26 protein-coding genes are annotated in these 24,516 nt (G+C 36.1%); 17 read left to right on the top strand and 9 right to left on the bottom strand.

The window, feature by feature from the left end; all coding sequences use genetic code 11:
- Nucleotides 1-78: 78 nt before the first annotated feature.
- Together IPH52_13935 and IPH52_13930 are read right to left on the bottom strand one after the other, a co-directional pair.
- Entirely contained in the window at nucleotides 79-1,206 is a 1,128-nt protein-coding gene (locus tag IPH52_13935; protein ID MBK7056125.1) for a Re/Si-specific NAD(P)(+) transhydrogenase subunit alpha, read from the bottom strand.
- 125 nt (nucleotides 1,207-1,331) lie between these two features.
- Entirely contained in the window at nucleotides 1,332-2,210 is an 879-nt protein-coding gene (locus IPH52_13930; protein MBK7056124.1) for a hypothetical protein, read from the bottom strand.
- A gap of 149 nt (nucleotides 2,211-2,359) precedes the next feature.
- On the opposite strand from IPH52_13930, the gene IPH52_13925 reads away from it, so the two are divergent.
- The 12 genes from IPH52_13925 (at nucleotide 2,360) to IPH52_13870 (ending at nucleotide 15,298) form a co-directional block, all read left to right on the top strand.
- Entirely contained in the window at nucleotides 2,360-4,615 is a 2,256-nt protein-coding gene (locus IPH52_13925) for an AAA family ATPase (GenBank protein ID MBK7056123.1), read from the top strand.
- A 386-nt stretch (nucleotides 4,616-5,001) separates the two neighbouring features.
- Nucleotides 5,002-5,526, top strand: a complete 525-nt coding sequence (locus IPH52_13920; GenBank protein ID MBK7056122.1) for a hypothetical protein — start codon at nucleotides 5,002-5,004, stop codon at nucleotides 5,524-5,526.
- Nucleotides 5,527-5,648: 122 nt separating this feature from the next.
- Nucleotides 5,649-7,193, top strand: a complete 1,545-nt coding sequence (locus IPH52_13915; GenBank protein MBK7056121.1) for a glycosyltransferase — start codon at nucleotides 5,649-5,651, stop codon at nucleotides 7,191-7,193.
- Between the two features lie 90 nt (nucleotides 7,194-7,283).
- Nucleotides 7,284-7,565 carry a hypothetical protein gene (locus IPH52_13910; GenBank protein ID MBK7056120.1) on the top strand — a complete coding sequence of 94 codons (282 nt, stop codon included), beginning with the start codon at nucleotides 7,284-7,286 and terminating at the stop codon, nucleotides 7,563-7,565.
- Nucleotides 7,566-7,589: 24 nt separating this feature from the next.
- Entirely contained in the window at nucleotides 7,590-8,132 is a 543-nt protein-coding gene (locus tag IPH52_13905; GenBank protein ID MBK7056119.1) for a hypothetical protein, read from the top strand.
- A 58-nt stretch (nucleotides 8,133-8,190) separates the two neighbouring features.
- Complete coding sequence (locus tag IPH52_13900) at nucleotides 8,191-8,766, top strand: hypothetical protein (GenBank protein ID MBK7056118.1); 576 nt, start codon at nucleotides 8,191-8,193, stop codon at nucleotides 8,764-8,766.
- Nucleotides 8,753-9,700 carry a hypothetical protein gene (locus IPH52_13895; GenBank protein ID MBK7056117.1) on the top strand — a complete coding sequence of 316 codons (948 nt, stop codon included), beginning with the start codon at nucleotides 8,753-8,755 and terminating at the stop codon, nucleotides 9,698-9,700. The genes IPH52_13900 and IPH52_13895 overlap by 14 nt, the downstream gene beginning before the upstream one ends.
- Nucleotides 9,697-10,152 (top strand): PTS sugar transporter subunit IIA, encoded by a 456-nt coding sequence (locus tag IPH52_13890; protein ID MBK7056116.1) that lies wholly within the window; start codon nucleotides 9,697-9,699, stop codon nucleotides 10,150-10,152. The genes IPH52_13895 and IPH52_13890 overlap by 4 nt, the downstream gene beginning before the upstream one ends.
- A 12-nt stretch (nucleotides 10,153-10,164) precedes the next feature.
- Nucleotides 10,165-11,052, top strand: a complete 888-nt coding sequence (locus IPH52_13885) for an ABC transporter permease (GenBank protein ID MBK7056115.1) — start codon at nucleotides 10,165-10,167, stop codon at nucleotides 11,050-11,052.
- Nucleotide 11,053: 1 nt separating this feature from the next.
- Nucleotides 11,054-11,812 (top strand): ABC transporter permease, encoded by a 759-nt coding sequence (locus IPH52_13880; protein ID MBK7056114.1) that lies wholly within the window; start codon nucleotides 11,054-11,056, stop codon nucleotides 11,810-11,812.
- Between the two features lie 12 nt (nucleotides 11,813-11,824).
- A complete protein-coding gene (locus IPH52_13875) occupies nucleotides 11,825-13,429 on the top strand; it encodes a PEGA domain-containing protein (GenBank protein ID MBK7056113.1) in 1,605 nt (534 codons plus the stop codon).
- 75 nt (nucleotides 13,430-13,504) lie between these two features.
- Nucleotides 13,505-15,298 carry an IPT/TIG domain-containing protein gene (locus IPH52_13870; protein MBK7056112.1) on the top strand — a complete coding sequence of 598 codons (1,794 nt, stop codon included), beginning with the start codon at nucleotides 13,505-13,507 and terminating at the stop codon, nucleotides 15,296-15,298.
- 80 nt (nucleotides 15,299-15,378) lie between these two features.
- Here the strand turns inward: IPH52_13870 and IPH52_13865 are convergent, their stop codons facing one another.
- Entirely contained in the window at nucleotides 15,379-15,591 is a 213-nt protein-coding gene (locus IPH52_13865) for a hypothetical protein (GenBank protein ID MBK7056111.1), read from the bottom strand.
- 344 nt (nucleotides 15,592-15,935) lie between these two features.
- Between IPH52_13865 and IPH52_13860 the strand changes: the two genes are divergently transcribed.
- Together IPH52_13860 and IPH52_13855 are read left to right on the top strand one after the other, a co-directional pair.
- A complete protein-coding gene (locus tag IPH52_13860; GenBank protein ID MBK7056110.1) occupies nucleotides 15,936-17,255 on the top strand; it encodes a peptidase C1 in 1,320 nt (439 codons plus the stop codon).
- 175 nt (nucleotides 17,256-17,430) lie between these two features.
- Nucleotides 17,431-17,844 (top strand): hypothetical protein, encoded by a 414-nt coding sequence (locus tag IPH52_13855; protein MBK7056109.1) that lies wholly within the window; start codon nucleotides 17,431-17,433, stop codon nucleotides 17,842-17,844.
- Here IPH52_13855 and IPH52_13850 read toward each other — a convergent pair whose 3' ends face one another.
- From IPH52_13850 to IPH52_13835, 4 genes are all read right to left on the bottom strand, one after another.
- Nucleotides 17,845-18,330, bottom strand: coding sequence for a hypothetical protein (locus tag IPH52_13850; protein MBK7056108.1), 486 nt, complete (start codon nucleotides 18,328-18,330; stop codon nucleotides 17,845-17,847).
- Nucleotides 18,330-18,614 carry a DUF2934 domain-containing protein gene (locus tag IPH52_13845; protein MBK7056107.1) on the bottom strand — a complete coding sequence of 95 codons (285 nt, stop codon included), beginning with the start codon at nucleotides 18,612-18,614 and terminating at the stop codon, nucleotides 18,330-18,332. The genes IPH52_13850 and IPH52_13845 overlap by 1 nt, the downstream gene beginning before the upstream one ends.
- A 94-nt stretch (nucleotides 18,615-18,708) precedes the next feature.
- Nucleotides 18,709-19,020: a hypothetical protein gene (locus IPH52_13840; protein MBK7056106.1), complete on the bottom strand. Its 312-nt coding sequence runs from the start codon at nucleotides 19,018-19,020 to the stop codon at nucleotides 18,709-18,711.
- 55 nt (nucleotides 19,021-19,075) lie between these two features.
- Nucleotides 19,076-19,267, bottom strand: coding sequence for a hypothetical protein (locus IPH52_13835; GenBank protein ID MBK7056105.1), 192 nt, complete (start codon nucleotides 19,265-19,267; stop codon nucleotides 19,076-19,078).
- 289 nt (nucleotides 19,268-19,556) lie between these two features.
- Between IPH52_13835 and IPH52_13830 the strand changes: the two genes are divergently transcribed.
- Together IPH52_13830 and IPH52_13825 are read left to right on the top strand one after the other, a co-directional pair.
- The gene (locus tag IPH52_13830) at nucleotides 19,557-21,092 is read left to right on the top strand and encodes a C1 family peptidase (protein MBK7056104.1); all 1,536 of its coding nucleotides are present in this window, start codon (nucleotides 19,557-19,559) and stop codon (nucleotides 21,090-21,092) included.
- A 128-nt stretch (nucleotides 21,093-21,220) separates the two neighbouring features.
- Nucleotides 21,221-21,691 (top strand): hypothetical protein, encoded by a 471-nt coding sequence (locus IPH52_13825; protein ID MBK7056103.1) that lies wholly within the window; start codon nucleotides 21,221-21,223, stop codon nucleotides 21,689-21,691.
- 125 nt (nucleotides 21,692-21,816) lie between these two features.
- On the opposite strand, the gene galE is transcribed toward IPH52_13825, so the two are convergent.
- Both galE and lpxA read right to left on the bottom strand, forming a co-directional pair.
- Entirely contained in the window at nucleotides 21,817-22,788 is a 972-nt protein-coding gene (gene galE, locus IPH52_13820) for a UDP-glucose 4-epimerase GalE (GenBank protein ID MBK7056102.1), read from the bottom strand.
- Nucleotides 22,785-23,570: an acyl-ACP--UDP-N-acetylglucosamine O-acyltransferase gene (gene lpxA / locus IPH52_13815; protein ID MBK7056101.1), complete on the bottom strand. Its 786-nt coding sequence runs from the start codon at nucleotides 23,568-23,570 to the stop codon at nucleotides 22,785-22,787. Before lpxA ends, galE begins: the two co-directional genes overlap by 4 nt.
- A 91-nt stretch (nucleotides 23,571-23,661) precedes the next feature.
- On the opposite strand from lpxA, the gene IPH52_13810 reads away from it, so the two are divergent.
- On the top strand, nucleotides 23,662-24,444 hold the full coding sequence (locus IPH52_13810; protein ID MBK7056100.1) for a nitroreductase family protein: 783 nt from the start codon (nucleotides 23,662-23,664) through the stop codon (nucleotides 24,442-24,444).
- The last annotated feature ends 72 nt before the right edge of the window (nucleotides 24,445-24,516 follow it).

Raw genomic sequence — 24,516 nt, 5'->3', positions numbered from 1 at the left:
CACAGAGGCACTGAGTCACAGAGTTTTGTTTCTGAGGCTCCTGCCCATATGGGTTAATAGTAATTAGCCAAACTCCAATCATTTGTTGATTAGATCCAGTGTTGCCTTGTGACGAACTTCGCCTGCGTGAGCAATACAAGTTCCCGAAATAATTTCATCGTTGAAATTGAGTTCAATCTTTCCTTCTTTAGAAAGCATATTCTTCAAGAAGTTGATGACGTTCTTTCCAAACATTTTACTCGCGTCAAAAGGAATTGTAGATTGCAGATTGGAATTTCCGATGATAGTAACTCCATGCGCAACGATTGTTTTATTGTTCTCGGTTAATTGACAGTTGCCCCCAGTCGAAGCCGCCATATCAATAATAACAGAGCCAGCTTTCATTCCTTTTACCATATCTTCTGTAATCAGAACCGGTGCTTTTCTTCCAGGAATTTGTGCTGTTGTGATAATTACATCTGCCTTAACTGCTGATTTATGAATCGCTTCTCTTTGACGATTTTTGTAGTCTTCGGTTTGCTCTACTGCATATCCGCCTGCTTTAGAAGCATCAGCCGCTCCTTCTACTTCAACGAACTTTCCACCGAGAGACATTACTTGCTCTTTTACTTCTGGACGAGTATCAAATACTTCTGTCACTGCACCAAGACGCTTAGATGTGGCTATCGCTTGTAAACCTGCAACACCTGCTCCCATGATTAACATCTTAGAAGGAGGAATTGCTCCTGCCGCAGTTGTTAGCATTGGGAAAAAATGGGGTAAATGACTCGCAGCGGTTAATACTGCTTTATATCCAGCAACAGTTGCTTGTGAACTTAAAATGTCCATTGACTGGGCTCTTGTGATACGAGGAATTGTATCCATACTGAATACAGAGACCTTTTTATCGTTTAAAACCTTAATCAATTGGAAATTGAACAAAGGTTGTAACACAGCGAACAGAATCGTTCCAGGCTTTAAGCCGTCTAACTCTTCTGCATCAGGAAGCTGGATTTTGATAACAGCCTCGGCTTGTGCAAGAAGTTCTTTTTTAGAAACGATTGTCGCCCCTACTTTCTTGTAGTCTTCGTCAGATGCATAAGCTGTATCGCCAGCACCTTTCTCTACTAACACAGATTGACCCATTTTAATGAGTGCATCCACGGATTCGGGAAGCATCGCAACGCGCTTTTCTTCCCCTGTTTCTTTTAAAATACCAAATTTCATAGTTTTTAATCTCTACCACAAGGTTTTTAGTACGCATTATAGAAGCAAGCTTAAAACGGAAAGCCTTTCTGAAGCCAAGAATCAACTACTACTAGCGAGACAATCTCCTATACAGTGAGGTTTTTCTAAAAGCCAAAGTCTTGGTTATACGGATAGATGATTTTTTTTACTTCCTCATAGGTAGAGAGCTTGGTGGGATTCAAATCTTTTTGGGAAATCTTCTCTGTCTGTAAGAATTTACAAACACTCTTTTCTACTCCACAATACTTTTCGATACAGTTAGTATCCTTCCAGTCTTCTGGATCGACTTGGAATTCTATCTCCCATTTTTCTTGTATATACCTATTCCCGATAAAATCTTTTCCTTTTGAAATAGAAACAATGATTTCTCCGTATCCCAGGTTTATTTTTATTTTCCATTTAGTTTTCTTAGTGATATTGATTGGCAGATAAATCCATTTCTTATCAGAAAAAGTTTTTTCTAATTCATTTTTGAGGGGAATATCTAAAGTTTGTAAGGTCTTATTAAACTCATTCAAAGAGCGAATTCCTTTCTGCGGACTTGCGATCAATTGAGTTAGAAAATCATTGCCTTGAGTCAAATGCTTGTGTTTCTTACGCGAGAGTTGCATTTCCCCGTTTTTCTTTTTTCGAATAGTGATTGCCAAATCCTTCTCACAGCTTCTTTGCAAAAACTCAACACTCGTATTCATTTGAATTACGCTTTTATCCTCTTCTTCTTTTACTCGAAACCTTACCTTATGCATCCCTGGAAAAAGAAGAAATTTTTTCCCATCATATACGTCAAAAACATAATCAATTCTCTGTTTTGGCTGAAACGCATAGTGAGTAATAATTCTCTTAGCCGCTTCCTCTGTAATATCAAGGCTTACTTCTAACTGGTGTTTTATTTTTCCTTGTTCGTCATGCGCTGAAAGTGTATTCGTATTATTAAATCTGAATAAATGAATTGCAATGAAGATTAGAATTGTATATAGCTTCAAAGAGTCCCTTCCAATATTTTTAAGTGTTTCAAATACCCTTCTTTTTTCCAATCAATATTTGGCTTTTCTTTGAAACCGCCTTAGCGGCTAATGACAAGGGGATAAGCAAACAGAAATGAAATAAGCCAATGGCTAGGAAAGAGGAAAAAATGACTACTATAGCAGAAGTAACCATACCAGAAAAATTCAACGAGACAGTAGAACTACTCCGAACCAAACTTACGACTGCTGTAGATTACGGAAACGTTTCAGACACTCGTTCGATTCTAGAAACAGGAATCACGCCCAATTTCCAACGTCCCGAAATTGCTTCTCCTATCAATTTTGCCGTCGCAAGAAGCTCCTTAGATATTCTTGAACTTTTATTAAAACATGGGGCTAATCCTAATTTTACTTCTTCAGGACCTGTTACTACTCTTGGTCAAGCTTGCATCGGTGGACGCCTGGATATGGTGCAAATGCTCTTAAATTGGGGAGCGAAAGTAGATGGATATGTTGCGGATCCCAAGAAAACGGCTCTCATGATTGCTTCTGAAAAAGGAAATAAAGCGATTGTCGAATGTCTATTAGCAGCAAATGCAGATCCCGATTTCAAAGATAAAAACGGTGCAAAGCCACTCGATTATGCAGAGAAAAATAATCATACCGAAATCATTTCTATTCTTGCTCCTATCACAAAAGGATCCAAGATTCCAGAAGAGTCTTTTTTAAAAGAATCAAATCTTATAGGACAAGAACTCGCAAAGAATGCGCTTAAGCAAGTGTTGGCGCTCACAGTAGTAAATGAAGAGCGTAAAAAGCATTCTCTTCCTCCCTTTCAAGTAAATCTACACGCTGTGTTTTCAGGAAATTCTGGCACCGGCAAAACAACATTTGCCCGTTACTATGCACAAGAAATTAAAAAGATTGGAATTTTAAAGAAAGGCCATCTAGTAGAAGTATCCCGCGTCGATTTAGTTGGAGAGTATATTGGTCATACTGCTCCTAAGACAACGGCGGTAGTCGAAAAAGCTCGCGGAGGAATTCTATTTATAGATGAAGCCTATAGCCTTAAGATTGATAAGAATGATACTTTAGGACAAGAATGTATCAATACTCTTATAAAATACATGGAAGATTATCGAGACGAACTAGTCATCATCTTGGCGGGGTATACAGACCTTATGCGCAGCTTCCTTGATTTGAATCCGGGATTAAAGAGTCGTATTCCAAATATAATTCCATTTGAAGACTTCACAGATGAGCAAATCGGAATTCTCCTAGACAATATGTGCAGTAAACACGAAATGAGTCTTTCAAAGGAAGATAGAAGTTTTGCCATAGAGCAAATTCTAATCAAAAAAAGAGGAAAAGGATTTGGCAACGCAAGAGAAGTAAGAAACATATTCGAGCGCGCAATTTCGCAGCATTGTGCACGCATCACAAACCAGGATATAAAAACTCTCCCGAAAGAACATTTCCAAAAGTTTGTTTACAGTGATATAACTGTTGATCCATTTGATGTTGGAGACATACAGCTATTACCTCCCGTTGATCCAAAACAAAACCCAAAATCAGCCATTTATAAATTGAATTCTCTACGTGGGATGAATGGAATCAAAGAAGAAATTCAAACCATGGCTGACTTCATACGTATTCGTAAACTTAGAAAAGGACCTTCTTCCGCAAGAGGATTACAACTACATATGCTATTCACGGGAAATCCGGGAACGGGAAAAACAACGGTTGCCCGCTTGATTGGTGATATATATAGAGAGTTAGGAGTGCTTCCTAGTGGTCATGTGATTGAGGTAGATCGTTCCGGGCTCGTGGGGGGATACTTAGGACAAACCGCGCTTAAGACAAAGGAATGCATTGAAGATGCTCGTGGTGGAATTCTATTTGTAGATGAAGCTTACTCTTTATTCAGCGACTCCATTTCGGGTGATATGTATGGACGAGAAGCCGTGAATACAATTCTAAAGTATATGGAAGATTACCGCGATGAAGTCGTAATTATTTTCGCAGGCTACCAAGAGCCGATGGAAAAATTAATGAACTCAAGTCCGGGACTCCTTAGTCGTTTTGGTAAAACACTATTGTTTCAAAATTTCACTGACGAGGAATTAAGTGATATTTGCCGCGATATTTGCAAGAATGATGGATATGAAATCACAGACACAGCTCATCAAAGGCTTATTTCTCAACTCCTAGAGCGAAGAAAAGAAGACAGCGACTTCGCCAACGCAAGAACTGCGCGCAATCTAATTGAACAGGCATTTAAGAACCACGCCAAAAGAGTCGCCTTGCTTAATCCTCGTGAGCTAATGAATCGCGCGGTCTTAGACACAATCGAAGATGCAGATATTCAGGAATTGCCACCCTTAAGTTCAATCAATAATAGAAGGATTGGGTTTGAGGATTAGATATAAGTAGAAATTGGCTCGAAAAATCGAATTACCTTGCCTATAGTTAAATGGGTTCGCAATTTAGCATTCCTATAGATGAAAAAAGAATTTACCAATTATATGTTTAGCTCATTCTAGGCTAATGTCTATTTTTAAAAAGATACCAAACCCTTTCGGAAAAAAGGGTGGTGAAAAGCATCAGGAAAAAGTAAAAGAGGTCGCCCAAGACGTTGATTCATAGATGTAGCCGGTTTAGATGATAATAGGAATATTGTAGAATTACATCAGATTGGAAAGCAAACCAAAAAAGGCTTGCCTGTAAAGAGGAAAAGAGATGTAATTGAAGAAGTATCCAAAGAAACAGGAATCGAAGTAGAATTTCATCCTTACAATGACTAAAGACAATGAATAGTAGACAAATAAATTTTTATTTAGCTTTAGATGATATTAAGAAAATTGACAATTATATAAAAGAGAATGATCTTTTATTAATTGGAAAGCCATCTCCAGATAAGAATTTACTTTTCGCAGACTCTCTGTTAAGCGATTATTCTGGAAATCACAAACTTCGTGGACATAAATATATATTGCGTCGAGAAGATATAGAATCTGTTATTTTAAATTATGTGGATACACAAAAATATTATGTTATAGACGTAATGAATTCGCCTGTCATAGAAATCTGGTGCTCTAATCTTTCAGGAGAGTCAAAAAAATCTGACCGTATCTACTATATCAAAGACGCACTCTTAAAAGAGCCTCTTCGAACAGTTCCCAAATCTCCTGAATTTTTACATATGGCAGATGATTTCTTTAAATGGTTCCGTAAACAATTCAAAAACGCAAAGCTTCCGGGCTTTGAGCATGACATTGTTTCTTTCGCCTGTGCCGACTGGGTTAGATCCGGCGGTCAATTAGTAAAAAATTAAAGCCCGTTTGAAATCAAACTCTATCTTTAATTTATCGGTGGTAATCCTTTCTTATTCTTAGCGCGCATTGGCTATGCCGTTTTGGACTTGACAGGGCGGCTCATGTGTATATTTTGACTCTTATGCTAATAATTATAACTGTTCTTTTCATTTCCATTTACGCGATAGACATATTTGTTCTATTTCTATTTAGCCTCCATACCTTGCTTATGGTAAATCTCTACCGTAAGAACAAGGCTTACTGTGAATCTGATCCTAGCCTAGCTTTTAAAGTTACAGATCCGAATCTACCTTTCGTTACTGTTCAATTGCCCATTTACAATGAGTTTTACGTTGTAGATCGCTTGATTGATGCTGCCGTTCGCCTTGAATATCCTGCTGATCGCATTGAAATTCAAGTTCTAGACGACTCTACAGACGAAACAGTCGAAAAGGCTCGTCGCATTGTAAACCAATACAAAGCGCAAGGAATTAATATTTCTCATTTGCATAGAACCAACCGTGCCGGACACAAAGCTGGTGCGTTAGAAGCTGGTTTTGCAAAAGCAAAGGGTGAATTCGTAGCTATCTTTGATGCTGACTTTGTTCCTGAGCCTTCTTTCTTATTAAAAACAGTTCCTTATTTTAAAGACAAAGAAGTTGGTATGGTGCAAGCTCGTTGGGGTCATATCAACCAAGACTATAACTTACTTACAAAAGCACAAAGCTATGGGATCGACGGTCACTTCATGATCGAACAAGTAGCTCGTAATGCTAGCAACCTTTGGATGAACTTCAATGGAACGGCTGGTATCTGGAGAAAGGCTTGTGTCGTTGATGCTGGTGGTTGGGAGCATGATACTTTGACTGAAGACTTTGATCTTTCTTACCGTGCTGAGTTAAAAGGTTGGAAATTCCGTTATTTTAAAGACATCGTTTGTAAGGCTGAGATTCCTGCTATGATTTCTGCTTATAAATCCCAACAATTCAGATGGTGTAAGGGAAGTATCCAAACTGCTGTTAAGCTTTTACCTAGAATTTGGAATGCTGAATTGCCTTGGAGAATTAAATCCGAAGCGATTATTCATCTAATCAATTATTCCGTGCATCCACTTATGGTAATCAATATTCTATTTACTGCTCCTCTTCTTCTCATGGAATTTTGGTCTGGATTCAACTTGTTTGATTTGCCAGTCGTGATTCTTTATGGAACAGCTGCGTTTTTATCTATTGGGTCAATCGGTCCGATTATATTTTACATGTATTCGCAAAAAGAAATCTATCCAGATTGGAAGTCTAGAATCTTCTTTCTGCCTGTGATGATTATGATTGGAACTGGTGTTGCCATTGTAAATACCCGCGCTTGGTTAGAGGCACTTTTAGGAATTCAGTCTAGCTTTAAACGAACACCTAAGATGAGATTAGAAAACAACACTGATAATATGAAAGAAAGACTTAAATACTTTGTTCCATTTGACTCTTTGACCATTCTTGAATTCTTAATGGGCGTTTATTGTCTATTCTGTGTGTATATTTCTATCATGGTAGAGAAGCCGTTTATCATTGGATTCATGTTCATCTACTCTCTAGGCTTTTTCTTTGTGTCAATCAACTCAATCAAAGAAGCTCTTTGGAGCGCAAAACCAGAAATGGAAGAGAAGCCAGCAGTCAGCATCGAAATTGCTTGACAATGTACTAAACATTAAATTTACTGATTCAGGGTTGGATTTCCATTCAACTCTGAATTAATTCTAAACCGAGAAAGGGACAAACCAAAAATGAGCGAGAAAGTCTATTGTGCCAATTGCATTAATTGTGTTGTAGTAAGAAATTTTGAAGCTGAGCAAGATAAATATATTCTTCGTGTAAAATGCACAAAGAAGAAATGGTCAAAGCGCTCAGGCGAAGAAAAACTCTATAAATATTTTACTGTTGCAAGACGTATGCAAGCAGATTGTGAATTCTATGAAGAAATGGGTGAGATTCTCCCATACATCAAAAACCTAAAGAAAGAACTTCCAATTAAAGACGAAATTTACATGGTAAAATCTGCTTCTTAATTAAGCTCTTAAGGGAAGTTCTTCGTGGCAACTTACAAAACTTCTCAATTCTTTAAAATCAAAAGCTCAACTGACTTACGGGTTCCCGTGCCCTCTCTCAGTGAGCTTACTCTTCACAATGAATTCTATGGAAAAAAACTTTCAGTCGTAGGAGAGTATCCAAGACGCCTTAATATAGGTGATACAGTTTTTCAGGATGAGGCTATTAAGGTATTATCCCCTGTAAATGGTATCGCTAATTACTTTCCAAGCACTTCAACAATCACGTTTACAATCGATGGTGAATTAAACTTTCGTCCTACCGAGTTTAATGGTGAATATGCGCTTGACTTACTAAACGAAAAGATTATTTCTTCCGGTGTAGTATCATTAGACTTTCCCGGACAATCACTCGCATCTTTATTCTCATCCCTTATTCCTGATAGAGATTCATTTATCGTATTTGCACCTTTTACAAGAGAAAACTTAATCGATTATAAATCTAAAATTTTTGAAATCTACAAAAATGAATTAACCCGAACTCAAAAAAAATATTACCAATATTTTTCCAAACGTAAACACAATTGATTTTCTTACTGAGAAGAAGATTAATTACCGTTATCCAGAAGGTAGTCCAAGATATTTTTTGCATAAATATGTAGGTGTAGATATTGTTAAAGATTTTCCCAAAGAAAGATTTTTATACCTAGGACCCGAAACAATTTACCATTTGATTCGAGCCTTGTATTTTAATATTCCATTTCACGAGCGTTATGTGTCAGTCAATATCATCAATCAGAGTGGAACATTAGAAGGAGAAACAAAGGCTTTCCTCTTACGCAATGGTTTAAATCTTTCAGACTTTCTAAATAGTTTCCAGTCGAAGTATAAATACTTTACCGTAAATTCTTTCTATGATAAACAACCTGTTTATGAAATAGGAACGGAATTTATCTTTGATATATACAGGCATCATTCTGTCATTATATGTGATCGAATTCATTTTGAAAAAACAGAAAAGCATTGCACTGATTGCAATGACTGTTCTTATTATTGTCCTGTGAATGCAAATCCAAGAGGTATTTTAGAAAAAGACAAATCAGCATTTAACTCTAGCGTTTGTCTCGAATGCGGTATATGCTCTTTGCTTTGTCCATCTCATATCGATCTCTCTACTAGAATAAACGAAATTAAACAGGGAGCTAGTTTTGTCGTCGCATAGTATATTATTAACCAACCGAGGCTTTAAAGTTTTTTCCAGTGATTTTTTTGTGGATGCTCTGTCGTTTATTAGTTTATTTACAATAGCTGTATTTACTGTGTTCCAAAATCTTTCATTCCTTTTCTATTTCTTATTCGCTTACGTTGCGGCTGCTTTGTTTTACCTCTATTACAAATTAAACGTTGGGTATATTTACTATCTAAGTTTTTTTTATCAATTGACTCTTTATCTTTTGATTACTCCGATTGGTTTTCTAAATTGGTTTACGATTTCGTTTAGCCTGGTTGTGTATTTCATTTTTTCGTTAAGGGGAAATGTATTTTATAAATTTAGGTTTCCGCCCGGACTTTTTCTGTCTTTGCTTTCTGTTGCACTTGGACTTATATTGGGAAGAATGAATATTATCACTTTAAATGTATTTGCGGCTAATTCAGAAATGCCGTTTTCTTTTTTTCCAATCGTAACCGGTATGTATATGAATCCGTTTATTTCTTTTGGAAATTCCTTTGCTCCAACTTTTTTTTCTATTCTAGAAAGTCTTGATTTATATCTTCTAATGCTTGTAGGTTTTTTATTTTTACGTCAGGAGAATTTTATCTTGGATGTAATTCTTATTTCTGTGATGGCATTTATTTTTAGCTATTTCTACAGATATGATTTACTCATTTGCAAAAATAAAATTATTAATTTTACCAGTTTGTGGTATATTCTATTTTCTGCCCCCGGGAGAAGTCATCATCTATCATCTTTCCTATCTTTAATCGTTGCACTTGGCACTCTTGTTACAAGCTGGTTCTTGATACAAGCAAATTTAGTTTTTCCCCCTATCCTTTTTATCATAATTTTCTTTATTTTATATGGGATTATATTTTATTTAGTGACAGAAAGCATTTTGGCGAAAAACTTACTCTATAGATACATTGTAAGAAAATGAATCATCTCTTAGAACTTATCACTCCGAATAATATCATCTATGATTTGAAGGCGAAAGATAAAGAAGACGTGATTTCCATTCTTGTGGAGCACGGTGTTCGTATCGGAAGCATTACGGAAGCCGCAAGCGCTGAAATTGTTACTTCCCTTCTTAATCGTGAAAAATCTATGTCAACAGGAATTGGCAGTGGCGTTGCTATTCCTCATTGCTCGGTAAGCCTTGTAGAAGAATTAAAAGTTGTCATTGGTCTATCCAAAGAAGGAATTGCATTCGATGCAATAGACAAAATGCCTGTTCATATTTTCATTTTACTCATAGTTCCTAAAAATAAATTCCAAGAGCATATCAAAACGTTAGCACTCATAGCCAAGACATTAAATCTAAAAGAAGAGCGCAACAAGATGATCTACTCCAACAACTATGAAGACATATTGGAAGCTTTCTCTAGCTAGGATTATTTTTCTTTGGTCCGTGAAATTTACCATTTTGTTGTCTTTATACTTTGTTTGTCGGTATTCATTTCAGGCATAACAACTATTCGCGCAAAAGACAAGAGTTTCCTTTACGCAGAATCAAGCCTTGCTAAAAGCGACATACAAGAGTTAGCCAAAGATTCTTCTTATTCCAAATCATTTCTTGATTCAATGAAGTCTCTTTTTTTTTTAGACTTCGGTAAAACAGAATCGGGAGAAAACGTTAGTTCTCATATCGGTAAGAAAATATTTCCCACTTTGCAATTGTCTATCTTTGCAATTCTATTTGGTTCAATTACTTCGATCTCTGCGGCACTTTCCTGTGTATACTTAGAGATTCAAATTCTAGAAAATTCTCTGCTGTTTCTTTCGAGGTTAATACTATCTACCCCTATTTTCGTTGTATCCATTTTACTATTTCTATTTTTCTTTTTGTATTTGGGAATATTACCTCCCGGGGGATACGAAGCGGGTAATATACTTTATCTGATCTTACCCGGAATTGCTCTTGGCTCACGCGTCTTCGCAAGAATCTTTTATATAAGCCTAGATGAAGGAAAAAAAGAAAAGGATTCTGATTACTTTTTCTTTCTACAAACTCGCGGATTCAGTCGTGCTCGAATTGTATTTTATTATATCTTCCGAAAGATTTTTCCTTTGGTTTTAATTTTTATACTAATAGATTTTAGTTCTCTGCTCTCAGGTTCCATTCTTGTCGAAGAGATTTTCTTTTTTCCAGGTATCGGCAAATCATTATACTACGCAGTAAAAAGCCTAGATGAAAATCTTCTACGTGCACTCTTGTTCTATTCTGGAATTGTTTTTTATATCCTTACGCGAACAGCCAAGAAATTACAGTTCAAATTGTCGATGGAGTAAGATGGCATCTATAGTTTTCAACTTTCTATTCATTCTATCTGTAATCATTGGCTTAGTCTTCTTTGAAGCTCCGGTAAATGTAGATTTGCTTCAATCGAGTGAGAAAGCATTTCAATCCTGGAAGCATCCGCTTGGCTGTGATAGACTCGGTAGAGATATATATGCATTATACGCATTTGGAACCTTTACGACTTTTTTAATTTCTATTCCTGCCCGCGGGATAACTTTATTTTTCTCTGTCTGCATTTCCTTTCTATCATATGCATCAAACAAGTATATTAATTTCATCATTGATTCTTTTGCTTCTGTATTTTTATCTCTTCCTTCTTTCTTAGTCGCCATTATTGTATTGTATTCGCTCGGCTCTGAACTATTTGTATTTTATCTTGCAATCGTAATTTCCGATTGGGCTTTTGCCTATGAATCCATTCAGGGAAAAATAAGAGAAGTAAAAGAAAGCGGTTTTGTAGTTGCCGCAAAGACTATGGGGGCAAATCAGTATTATTTGTTTCAAAAACATATTTTCCCTGAAATAATTTCTATGCTTTTTATTTTATTTGTAACAGGAATTCCAGGTGTTATCATGACAGTTGCCATTTTCAGTTATATGGGAATTGACTTTGGAACAGATTTTTTAGGACCCGGACTTGGAGAGCAGATTGCCTTTTCTAAAGATTATTTTTTAGTTTCTCCAATTTCTCTCTTTACTCCTATCCTCGGAATTTTATTTTTAGTTTTGTCTTTAGGAAAAAAGAAATGAGGATTATCACCGATGAACACCGATAAAAAAACTGTAAAAAGCCTACTCCTTTATTTTCTATTTTCCCTTTCTGTTTTTGGAATTGATGAATACTTTCAATTTCCGGAACAATCTTTACCGGAAAAAATAGAATATGAAAAATCTAGAAAGCTTTGCCTGTTTCCTTTTAGAAGTAAAGTAGAGAATGAAAAATTTCAGTATTTAGCAAATGGAATTCCATCAGTAATCATTTCCAATTTAAATGGATTCAAATACGTTTATGATGCAGATGTCTTAGAGACTGTTGTATACCATGCATTCGGAGATCAGTCAAAGGAACAACCCGCTAAAAGGGGTAAACCAATATTAAACCGTAAAACTTTGAACGATTTAAACACAGGGGCTAAGGATGTTTTGCCTGAAAAAGATCCAAGGTATATAAAGTTAGATGTTGCCTTGATTCCAATGGAGACAGCACCACTCCTAGAATCAAATCTTGAAATCGGCAGAAAGAATAAATGCTTCTATGTTATAACAGGGGAATACATCACAACGGAAAGCGATTCTCTTACTATCAATGTAGAATTTACAAATAGGAAAAATGGGAAAGTAGAAAAAATTTCAGAGGTAACATCCCTTCGCCGCGCCTATCAAGAAATGAATACTTTAGGGTTTAAAATTAAGAAAATGCTATTTAACAAAGAAATGGCAACGATTCAAATTGACACTGGTGAAGAAGTAGACGGACTTGTTTTTATCGATGGACATTATGCAGGGAAAACACCTCTCGACAAATCAGATGTAGCCGCAGGACAACATGCGGTAACAATTACAAAAGAAGGATTTGAAACTTTAAATAGAGTTGTGAATCTAAAAAAAGATTCTGTATCTAAATATGCCTTCGCCTTAAAAAAACTAGAAAAGAAAGGAACAATTTCTGTAAAAACAAACCCAGAGGGTGCAAGTGTCTACTTAGGAATAACCTATCTTGGAGAAAGTCCACTGGCTAATATTGTTGTGCCGCTAGGTCAAAATAGAATTCGAATTGAAAAGGAAGATCATGTAGACTATTATGCAGGCGTTGAAATTGAACAGGGAAAGCCTGTTACCGTAAATGCAAAATTAAAGCAAGGCAAGACCGAGGATTATTACAAAAACCGCTTGAAGGTTTTTTTAGATTACACCTATTTTGATTTTTCGCAATACTCAGTGTATTCGGTAGCTTTGTTCTATGCAAGCTTTCAATATTGGAATTATAGAATCAATGTGCATAGAGATACGATTCGTGGAGATCCCTGGCAGGGTGGAGTTATTGGAGGACTGACTCTTTTTACTACATATCAAAATTATTTTTCAGGAACAGATGCGAGTTCTCTTTCGAATCTATTTATATTTTATTCTTATCAAAAGAGTATAGTAGATTCCAATGAACAAAAAGTGACTGAGTTTCGCAATTATAGAAATACAAGTGGAGGTGCTGCTTTGTCTATGCTTGTCATGGCAGGTGTATTTTACTATTTAGGTGTGGATAATGACGCATTTGAATTTGCCTTTATTCCACCTGTCCTTAACAATACTGGTAATGGAATTTCCCAGCCGACCGTTGAGTCCTACGCAAAATTTAATTTTCGATTTTGAATTGCATTTTTTCCCTATGTTAAAAACTGTAAATCTGTTCTAAGTCAGAACTAACGTCAACAAGGGAGATACACTTTGCGTAACAAATTCTTTTTATTACTATTCATCCCATCTTTACTCTTTGCTCAAATGAGTAATCCACAACCGGAATCATCGAATCCTCCGGTGACAAATTCAGATACATCAACAAATTCCAAATATAGTATCGAGTATTTTAGTTTTAAAGATTTATCAGGTGATCTTTATACTTTATCTATCGTCAGTGATAAACCAGATGAATTGATAGATGAATTGAATGGCAAAAAAGAAAAAAAACTTAGAATTCAAATTGGGGAAGTTAAAACGGATATTTTACTTGATTCTGCAAAAAAAGACAGTGATAATCCGAATGTTATTAACTTTTTAGTTGCTGCTTATTATAAAATTGAAGCGGGGAAAAAACAGATTAAACTCTTCTCAAGGTTTCCAAATACGAATGAAGTGCTTGAGTCAACTCTTGATTTTGAAGTCCCAGTTGTAAACGATCAACCCGGCAAACAACCGTATATCGAAAAAATCAGTCCAGAAGGTGGAACACGAGGGGATACTATCACATTATCCGGTAATAATTTCGGAACAGATATTGATGATATTTCCATTAGCATCCTTGAATTGACCACCAATGAAAAAGGAGAAGACATATTCGTTGAGGTAGATGAGAAAAGACCATTTTTTCTATCTCCCATTATCAATGAAGCACAGGATTTACGTTTTAACATTCCATTAAGAAAAGACTTAATGAAAAATGGACAGCTTAGAAAAACGCTCAAGATTAAAGTATTTGTTTCAGGTAGACCTTCCAATTATGTAAATATCACGCTACTTCCTCCTTCTTGGAAAGTTTATGCTGCTTTTATTGGGCTAATCATTATTATCCTATTTTTAATTTCTCTTTACATGATACTTAGAGGATTAATCAAAAAACACCAAGAATCAGATATGAAAAGTCGAAAAGGAGTAAAACGTCCTTCTATTGTCTACTTCTTTGAGCTAATGCTAACGGATAGAGCAACAAATAGTTATAGTCTATCTAAATTCCAGGCTTTTGTTTGGACAATAGCGGCTATCGGTAGTTATGCGTATGTAATTATCAGTCAGGGACTACTTCTGCGAAATGGAAAGATCCCAGACTTTAATCCAACTCTCGTAGTCTTAATGTCTATCAGCTACGGGGGATTGATTGCGGCTAACGGTCTAGGAGCCAAAAAACCAAAGAATGAAATTAAAGCAAAGCCTCCAGAACTGAGCAATCTTTTCTGTGAAGGAGGTAATGTGGATTTATCTCGATTGCAATTATTTGGATTCACCATTGTGTCAATTGGAGCTTATATATACAACTTTGCTCTCGGAAATCCATTACAAGGACTCCCAGATATACCTCCTACACTTCTTGGTCTAATGGGTGTTAGCCAAACAGGTTACTTAGGAAGCAAGGCAATTGGAAAAGATACTGTCATAAACGCAATTACTCCAAACCATATTGAAGTAAACCAAGATAATGTTATAGTCTCGATTTTAGGTTCCGGGTTTGTCCAAGGAACTAAGATCATGATCGAAGGATTTAGTAGTCCAATTGCAGCAGATTGCAAGTCTGCATCAGAATTAACATTTGCTATGCCGAAGTTTGATACGGTAGGAAAGCACTCCATTACATTGCTTCCTCCTTCAGGAGTTCCTCTCCAATCCAGTGAAGATATTGAAATTGCGGAAGTAGGGCAAGGCGGATATATTGCTCCGAAAGAAGAGGAGTCTATTGATGCGACCGATTCTAAAATACCAGTTGTTGAGAATTTAGAAAATCAAGGTAGTGCGGAAGAAAGTAAATCGTAAAGGATAAATGAATTTTTCTGGAGATAGGGAATCCTGTTCATTGAACAAGATTCCCTATTTTTTTAGGGAAAAAGTATTTTCTAAGATTCTGTGTCAGATAAAGCTACAATTGCTTGCGCCCATTTCACATATTTAAGCTCAGCTAGGTCTCTTACTGTTTTAACATTGAATGCTTTTTGCAAGAGTTCAGCATCCCCTTCACTTACACCTTTCAGAGCATCTACAGGTGAATCTGCGATTTCCTTTAATGACTTTGTTGCAAACGCTTTATCTACTGCTTTATCTATGTTCATTTTTAATTTCCTTTAATTTTGAAGTATTTAATGTCGGAATTGAATCCAACGAATATTACAAGTAACTTTATTCTTATTTTTTTGTATATAATTATTAAATATGTGCACAGAAACAAATAAAATTATTTTTTAAAACTACTTCGCATTAACCGCAATAGTCTGTTCAACTTTCGCATAATACAAATTAACTCACCAAATTTAGTAGAGGCAAAGATTATTTTGCTTATACTCTATTTTTCATTTAATAAATACTTAACTGCTTTTTAATGGGCTTAGTTATGAAAATTTCATAAAAGTATTTTGAAATTCTTTCTCATTTAAATTTTATAATCAAAGGAATAAAAATGGCTAATTTAACAATCAATCGTGCAGACGGTTCATCCAGAAAAGTTCATGGATATAAAGCTGCAAAGCCGAAAGCAGGATCCAAGCAGTATGCAGCAAGCAGTAGTGCTCCAAGTAAACTACCTCCCAAAGTCGATCTTAGAAAGTATATGACAAAAGTAGAAGATCAAAGTGAGATTGGGAGTTGTGTGGCAAATGCAGTAGCCGGTGCTTATGAATATTTGGTAAAGAAACACAAAGGCACAGACAATTACGATGTAAGCAGACTTTTCATTTATTATAATGCAAGGGAATTAGATGGAACCGCGGATGAAGATGCGGGATGCGTGATTACATCTGCGATAGAAAGCCTGAAAGAAAAAGGTGCTTGCTCAGAAAATACTTGGCCGTATGAAATCGACAAGTATAGCGAACAACCTCCAGAAGAAGCTTACGAAGAAGCAGCAAATTTTGTAGTAGAAGATATGCAATTAGTTCCAGTCAGTTTAGATGCATGGAAGCAAGCATTAGCAGAAGGACATCCAATCATATTTGGATTAAGTTTATTTAACTCATTTGATTCGCAGCGCAAACCGGGATTAGTTCCTGCTCCTACTCCATCAGAAGTATCAAGAGAATCACATAGCGGACACGCGATGTTATGCGTTGGTTACTCAGATCCTGATAAAGTTTTTATAGTAAGAAATTCTTGGGGGGAAGATTGGGGAGACAACGGATATTGCTATATTCCTTATGATTATTTAGTGAATCCAAAATACAATGATGGAGATAGTTGGATTATTAAACAGCTTACTAATTTCGAAGTAGATGAATCTACTTGGGGCGATGACTCTTCCATTACAGGAGATTATGATTCTGAACTCGCGGATATGAGTGAAGAAGATTATCAAGAAATGCTAGATGCTATGGGTGATTATCCGCTAGAATTTAGACTAGGACTAATCATATTAGCCGCTGCTGGATCTGACGGGGAAGTTAGCGAAGAAGAATACGATGAAATCTCTACTTATATGCAGACCACTCTTGAAAAACTTGGGGTCGATATGTCTGCAAAGGCAATTCTAAAAAATTGTGCAAAAGAAGAAGACAATGAAGAACTACTAGAAGAGTCAATTACTCTTGTAGGAGAATATTTATCTTCTGCACTACTCGCAAAAGTTTTAAATGATATTAGAGAAATAATTGGGGTAGATGATCTTTCCGAGGAAGAGGAAGAATTCTTAGCCTCCTTAACTGAAACTTGGCAAATCGAAGACTCAGGTGAAGAGTCTGAAGAAGATGAAGAAGAAGACGAAGACGACGACGAGGAAGAAAAATAAGTAGCAGATACTAAATATTATCCACCATTGGATTTACAAACGTTTTTGAAAAATTAGACATAGTGTCACCCGGAGGCTCTCGAAGGGTGCACTATTAAAAGTCTGATCGGTTTATCTGAATAGTGGATAATCTTTGTTTATTGCTACAAATTTCTCACATAAATAAAAAATCTACATGACTTTAACTCTACTTAAAACATTGCTCATCATAATAACATTCCTAATGTTCCTACTTCGCTTTCTAGCGTATGGATGGTTTCTGTTCCTATTTGGAATAGGATTTATATTAGTAACTGGATTTCACTTATACAGCGGCTGGACATTTTTAAATACAATGAGTTTTCCTGATCCTGAAGGAATGGATTTACTTTTATTCTTTGGAATGAATTTTGTTTATATCGTATTCTATCTTGTGCAGATAGATTTCAACGATGCATCGGATAGCACAGTCAGTGTGCTAGAAAAAGTGATTGGTAAGAATAAGTTTACAACTTACTTGATCGAGTCCCAATTTAATCTAATGATTTATCTTCTTTTCCCTTTGCTAGCTTTGGACATAACAGTTCTGATCCTTGCTCTTCGAAGATAGCTATTGATTGTATAACCCATAGTTATATTTTACAGTCCAACCAATTTCAGATTTTTCTAGTAAGTAAATGCTTCCATAATTCGGAGGACCGGAAGGGCAGAACGCTGTTATCTGCACAAGCGCAAATTTTCCATTATCCGATATGCCGGGTCTAGTGAAAGAATACAAAATAGACCATTTATTTTCAATAGTCTCACTCAAAACTCCAAACTCCGCGTCAGAAATAGATTTCATTTTAATCTGTTCAGAAATATCGGTGAACGATATAGGCTCTTTGTTTTTTAGAATCCAGTCATCGTATAAATCCTGAGATACTGGAAAGTTGGTAGAATGAATATCCTTCCATGAATAGACTTCCTTAGATTCTTTGCATGCAATAGAAGACGATTTCGCAGATAGAAATTCTCCTTCTGCCCTTGCCTGTTCTACTGCTCCAACTAGAATTTCAACTTCAACGCTTGACAGCATATAAAAACCTTTATCCATTAAGAATTTCGCAGATTGTATATCAATTGATTTTTTGCAATAAGCCAATAATCTAAATCTTTTCCAGGAATACTTCCTGCTTGCTGCCAAAGCTTATAGGCAAGCAAACGGGTATTATCCTCACTAGGTCTATCATCCCAATAGTGCTCACATTGCATCTTTGTAAAATCATACGGGATACATCCAAAATAATCTGTTCGACCGTAAGCAACGCCTGTAAAGCGTAAGCAATTTTCTTTTAAAGGACAATCTTGTCCCACGCAAAATGTAATATCGTATGGCATATCGCTTACCTTTTTAGATTCCTATTGAAAGTCAATTGATTATACATGTATATTACTCCTATTAAAAGTTTTGATGAAAGCGCAATGCATTAGGCTACTGAACTTTCATTTTAACATATTCGATTCTATCTTTCCAAGACTTGTCACCATCCATATAAAGCTCTATAGATTTTCTAGCTTCTGTCATTGTGACTTTTTCAACTGACTCGAAGTGTTTTTTTATACTACCTTCTTGGTATTCAACAATATATCCCTTAGATGTCCAGAATACTTGAATGTAATTCATTTCACTTTCTGAAACTATAAGAAAAGGATTCTCAGTTTTTTTTATCATCTTGAGTAATTCCGGCAATTTAGTTTTATCCGCTTTAATAGCTCTTTTTAGAATGGGCGATGAAAATTTCATAGTTCTCTCCATTTATTTCTGAATAATCGAATGGAATAAAAAATAAGTAGTTCGGTCAACAAAAATATTTGAGGATAATAATAATTATACCAATAACAAGTCCTATTCCCATACCAACTGGAATCGTTATCATTGGAACAAATCCCCATGCAGGATTTTCATCAAACTGTGCAATTAGAAACGGTCCAAAGAAACCAACTAAGGCACCAATAGAAATACAAATAAAAAGAATTAAAAAAGAAATCATGATTAATATAAAGTATTTCTCCCTTTATTTTAAATTATCGTTCAATTTGCAATACTTTTATCTCAGGTAAATCATTTTCTAATAATAGAATTAGCGGCTAATATAAAATAACTCCTTAAAAAGAATTAGAAATTATAAAAAAAAAGAGACATGAATATCATTCATTAAATTGTATTCTTTTTACTGACTAATTTTAGAAAGCAAAAATATTATTAATCATTGGTCTGATAAAATCTTTTTTGATAAGCAGATTCAATTGATTACAAATTCCGTAGGAAAAATGGAGATTATGACAAAAACATTAATAGATTTAGAAAATGAAAACGTTTTACATTCAATATATGCAATTGATCTTCAACTCTTTGCCGTTGACGAAGAAGATGATGACAATGAAGGCTCAGACGATACTGAAGAAGATTCCGGAGAAGAAGATACAGAGGAATCCGACGAATCAGTAGAGGAAGAGTCAGACGAGGAAGGCGAAGAAGAATCTGACGATACAGAAGGTGAAGAAGAGTCCGATGAACCGGAAGAGGATTCAGAAGAACAGGAAGAAGAAGAAGAGAGTTCGGAGGAGGAGGAAGAAGAATCTGACGAAACAGATGAATCAGATGAGAATTCCGAAGAACAAGAAGAGGCAGAAGAGGATTCAGAGGAAGAAGAATCCGATGAAGAAGAGCCTGAAGATGATGGAGAAGAATTAGACTATGATCTTGGTGACGATGATGACGCATTTTCCACAGCCTCCGATTACGAATTAGAGGACGAATGGCTAGAAGAGGATAACGGGGATTGGTCACAAGAAGATTATGAAGAATTTGGCGGAAAAGTATTTGCGGATAACGAACACTTTGGTGAATCATTTGATGATTGGATGACTGAAGATGGATATGAACCAGTGGAAGAACAAATGGTTAGTAGTTATCAAGATAAATTAGCCGCTGAAAGTCCAAGTGCTGCCTCTTATGATACAATCAAATTCTATAAAAATGGTAGCGAAGTTAGCCCACTGGGATTCTTAACACCAGAAGCTCTTGCTATCTTGCTACTCGTTTTCGGAAAAGATTTCAATACAAAAAATATTCACATTGTCGATCCTCCTAGAACAGATAAAATACCAAAACCACAAGAACTTCCAGACGAATTAAAAAACGTTGATCCGAAAGACATTGTGGATCTAAGAAAATATTGCTCTCCAATTGGAAATCAAAAACAAACCGGACGTTGTAAGGCATATGCGATGACACATGCTTTTGAAATGCTGCGGATAATGGCTAACAAACAGCATGAAGAACTCTCTACCAACTATACAATGTTGCGCACACATAAATTGCTTGGAAAATTCACTAGTTACGAAAAAGCTCATGCTGCTGCCGATGGAACTCCTGGTAACATTGAGCCACTGAAGAATTTACTTAAATATGGAATTTGCAGTGCGAAACTATGGTCTAACGATGACAAAAAACCAAAAGTAAGTGAAGAAGAAATGAATGCAGACGCGGCAAAATACAAGATCAAGTTAAAGCCGGCGAATGTTGGAATTGAAGACCTAAAAAAATTACTCTCGAAAGGAATACCTGTTGAATTTTACATGAACACAGGAACTGAATTTCAAAAAATTAGTAGAGATGGAATTTTACGACAAGCAGAAGCGCCTTCCGGCAAGCATGGATGTCACTCAATGTTAATTGTTGGGTATATCGGAAACTATTTTATCGTGAAAAACTCCTGGGGAGTAGAATGGGGCGATAAAGGATACTGTTACATCGCAAAGAAAGCTTTGATGGAATCGTCTCCTTGTTTTGCAGCATTTATTTCGGGCTGAGCATTGTAGTATAAGATAGAGTTGCCGGGATTTGTTATTTATTTCTAGCTAGTTGGAGTAAATAATGAATTACCGCAACTCTGATGCTTTTTTGGGCAGATCAGTGAGTATTGAAAGGAAAAGAAAGAATGTCAGAAGTAAAAAGAAATAACTTAATCGATGAAAACGGAAATTTAGTTTCAGTGAAAATTGAATTGGAGGAATCATCGGGTCCTGTTTCTCCGCCGTATCAATTTAACTTGAGCATAGTGTTAAACAACGAAGGAAATTGTCTTCGTATTCATTATTCTTATGAAGGTAAATTCATAGCAGGCGAAGCACAAGACAAGAAAGTCATAGACGATCTCATACCGAAGGATAAAGCTTTGAAGTTTTTGAATTCTCTTCAAGATTTTGATGCGTTAGGCGTAAGCAAAGAACTAGATGAAGATACAAAGAATAATGTGGGAATTAGTTTTAACGAATTGAATATTCAAATAGGCGCAAAGGATAAATCGAAAATCGTTTACACCCTAGGTGATTTAGATGAATCCACGTTTGCAAAAGAAGCAAAAATCATTGAATTCATTAAGAAATTAGAAAATTGGAATTCTTTATAGTTTAGTCGATAATGTGAACTCGAATATAAGGAAATTATTTTATCTGTCACCCCCGAAATTCCACCCTTCGCTTCGCTCACGCAACCGCCAAGCGAAGGGTGGAATTTCGGGAATGAAATAAGCCGTTATCCTCTAGGATAGACATTCCACATAGATTCTATAAGAGTCTTGGAATCACTGAATACCGGTTTCCAATTTAAGAGTTCGCGTGCTTTTGCAGAAGAAGCAAGAAGCTTTGCTGGATCTCCTGGACGACGAGCTCCAATCTTATGAGGAATTGGTCTTCCTACTACTTGCTCTGCCATAGAAGTGATTTCTTTTACGGAGTAGCCGTTTTCGGAGCCGAGGTTAATGGTGATTGAACTCTCATTGGCAATAATATAATCAAGACTCAATAGATGAGCCAGTGCAAGATCACTAACATGAATATAATCTCTGACACAGGTTCCATCGGGAGTATCATAGTCTTCGCCGAAAATTTCAAAACTCTCACGCATACCAGAAGCTGTTTCCATAATAATAGGAAGTAGATTAGCAGGAGTTCTTTCTAGACCACGCACTCTACCCTGTGTATCATAGCCAGCAGCGTTAAAATAGCGTAAGGCGGCAAATTTCATTCCTCTTAATTTATCATACCATTTGAGATTTTCTTCAATGGCTACTTTGGTATAACCGTAATAGTTCTCTTGGTTCAAAGGATGCTTTTCATCAATAGGAAGATAAACAGGAGCACCATAAACGGCGGCAGAAGAAGAGAAGATAAATTTCTTACAATTGTTTTCTGACATAGCTGTTAGAAGTTTCAAGGTTCCGTTTAGATTATTGATGGAATACTTTTCAGGAAGAATCATTGACTCCCCTGCTCCTTTCCATGCGGCAAAATGAAATACTGCGTCTACTTTCTTAGAAAAGATTTTCTTTAGAATAGCGTCATCCGCAATATCTCCCTTGATAAATTCATTTTGAGGAAATAAGTTTACTTCAGAACCTTTTTCCATTGAATCTACAACGACTACTTCATGTTTTGTGCGAGCGTTTAACTCGCATACGATGTGACTGCCTATATAACCGGCTCCCCCGGTGACGATTAATCTCATATTTCCCGATGATCGGTAACTCCTCTTTCACTAGTTTCAAAAAAACGAATAATATATTGCACTTCCGGACTTGGATCATTTTCGGATTTAAGTGCCGCTAATGCCTGCTTAATGTTCATCTTAGAATGATAAAGAATTTTGTATGCATGTTTGATTTTATTCCTGATATCGCTTGAAAATCCTGCTCGTTTTAAACCAACAGAATTTAGACCAATTACAGTAGCAGGATTCCCGTCGATCGTAACGAAAGGAGGAACATCTTTTACTATTTTAGAACATCCGGCTAACATTGAATAGTCACCAACATTGCAAAACTGGTGAATACCTACAAGACCAGAGATAAAAACTTTATTACCGATATGACAATGTCCGGCAATCTGTCCATTTAATACAAGAATATTATCATCTCCCATAGAACAATCGTGAGCAATATGTGTTTGCCCCATAAGATAATTTCGATTTCCAAAACTTGTAGCCCCACCATCTTTCGTTGCCCTATGAATGATGATTCCTTCCCGAAATGTATTGTAGTCACCAATCTGAGTATACGTTTTTGTCTCTGCCTTAAAACTAATATCTTGGGGGAGACCACCGATGACTGCTGTGTGATGAATCTTGTTAAACTTTCCCATGCGTGTGCCAGAATAAATTCTAACACAGCTTTCAATCCAGGAACCTTCTCCAATTTGCACATCGCCTTCGATGATTGAGTAGGGACCTACTTCTACCGATTCATGCAGTTCCGCCTTTGGATCAATGATAGCTGTTGGATGTATTTTCATAAAAATAGAATTCTAAACATGCTAAAATTCTTCAAGTAAATTTACAGTTTTATTCGTTGACTTACAATGTTTTCAAAAGAAAGAATCAAGAATGGAATTAAGAGAAAGTATTATTCGAAGAAAAACAACAAACAAAGCATTCAAAAACGAACCATTGAGAGAAGAAGACATTCGCGAAATCATTACGGCAGCAAACCGAGCGCCATCGCATTTCAACAGTCAACCTTGGGATTTCATTTTAGTGACAGATGAAAAAGTAAGAAAAGAGATTGGAGTAATTGCAGGAGAGTCCATGAATCAACTCATATCGAAAGGTGTTTTCTTCAAACGTTACCTCAAATACTTTCGCTTCTCGAAATCGGAAATCGAAGAAACAAAGTCCGGAATTTTCATTGATAAAATTCCAACAATCCTTCGACCATTTATTTCAAAAATATTCGGAGACGATGGAGTAAAATTTCTAAACTTCCTACGTGTGCCTAATATACTGGGCAAAGATGCAAAAAAAATCGTATCAGAATCCCCTCTCCTTCTTGGATTTATGCTAAGAAAAGAAGAATACAAGCCAGGCGAAAAATCAGGAATCTATTCACTCATCTCAATGGGAGCAGCATTACAGAATATCTGGTTAACAGCTACTTCTCTCGGAATAGGCTTACAGTTCGTATCCACGCCAATGGAGATTCCAGAGAATTGGGAAAAAATATTAAGAATATTAAAAGTTCCCGACACGCATGAGTTAATGGCTGTTTACCGCTTAGGCTATATCAATCAGGATGGAAAACGAAATACAATCGATTGGGTTTCCGATGAGAGACGAAGCTTTGAAGAATTAGTAAGTTGGAATTACTATGGAGGGATAAAACAAAGTTAGCTTCTAACTATTATTCTGGGCGATTCGCTGATTCGACTTGCAAATCTGTCAAGAGCTAAGTCAATAGTTTAA

It is taken from the genome of Leptospiraceae bacterium (assembly GCA_016708435.1).
Taxonomy (GTDB): Bacteria; Spirochaetota; Leptospiria; order Leptospirales; family Leptospiraceae; genus UBA2033.
Note: the sequence above shows the minus strand (reverse complement) of the source record. Positions and strands in the feature narration are given on the sequence as shown.